This window comes from Pseudonocardia pini (assembly GCF_013870575.1).
GTDB classification, from domain to species: domain Bacteria; phylum Actinomycetota; class Actinomycetes; order Mycobacteriales; family Pseudonocardiaceae; genus Pseudonocardia; species Pseudonocardia pini.
On record NZ_JACBXB010001222.1, the window covers coordinates 1 to 1,030 of the forward strand.

The window sequence follows — 1,030 nt, forward strand, 5'->3', positions numbered from 1 at the left end:
CGCAGCCGGGATCCCGCGTTCCCGCAGGTCGCGGGCCAGGGCCGCGGACCGCTCGGCGGACCCCTCCTGCAGCCGGTGGTCGACGATCGCGGCCGAGACCTCGCCGCGGCGAGGAGCAGTGCCAGCGAGTCCGGCCCTCCGGAGCACCCGACCACCACCGGCGCTGCCCGCACCTGCGCGGGCAACCGGGCGAGCGCCCGTCGCACCGCGAGCCGGACCACTCCCCGCGCCCGCTCGTGGTCGAGGGCGGAGAGCGGCGAGTCGGCCTCCACGGACTCCGATCCCCCCTCGATCACCTGGACCTGGTCACTCGGCCGCGGGTCCTCAGGCCACGCGGGCGAGCCACTCGGCGGGGGCGGCCAGCTCGGCGCGGGTGGGGAGGGTGTTGGGGCTCTGCCAGACCTTGTTGAACCCGGCCATCCCGACCTCGCCGACCACGTGGTTGGTGAACGCCGACCCGACGGCGTACTGCTTGACCTTCGCCTCCACGCCGAGCAGGGCGCGCAGCACCCGGTCGACCAGGCCGCCGCCGCGGCGTCGGACGGTGAAGCGGCGCCGGATCGTCTCCACGCTGGGGACGACCTCGGGGCCCGCCGCGTCCATCACGTGGTCCGCGTGGCCCTCCAGCAGCGTGGTCAGCGCCAGCAGCCGGTCCAGCACGGCCTTCTGCTCGGGGCCCTGCAGCAGCTCGACGAGCGCGAGCGAGTCCCCCTTCGACTCCTTCAGCGCCCTGACCGCCTCGGGCAGCCGCTCCAGCACCGCGCCCCCGTTGGCCGTGCTGATCGAGAGGAACCGGGAGACCTCGGCCGCGAAGTGCTCGCGCAGCCAGGGCACGGCGGTGAACTGCAGCCGGTGGGTGGCCTCGTGCAGGCAGACCCACAGCCCGAAGTCCGTCGACGGCACGTCGAGTGCCTGCTGCGCCGCGTAGATGTTCGGCGCGACGAGCAGCAGCCTGCCCTCGCGGTCCGCCCCGCCGAACGGGTCGTACTGGCCCAGCACCCGGGCGCCGACGAACGCCAGCACCCCGCCG

General features: G+C 75.1%; 1 protein-coding gene. It reads right to left on the reverse strand.

The window, feature by feature from the left end:
• Positions 1–324: 324 nt before the first annotated feature.
• On the reverse strand, positions 325–1,030 hold a 706-nt coding region (locus tag H5J29_RS34005), incomplete at its 5' end, for an Rv3626c family coenzyme F420 biosynthesis-associated protein (RefSeq protein ID WP_181784953.1).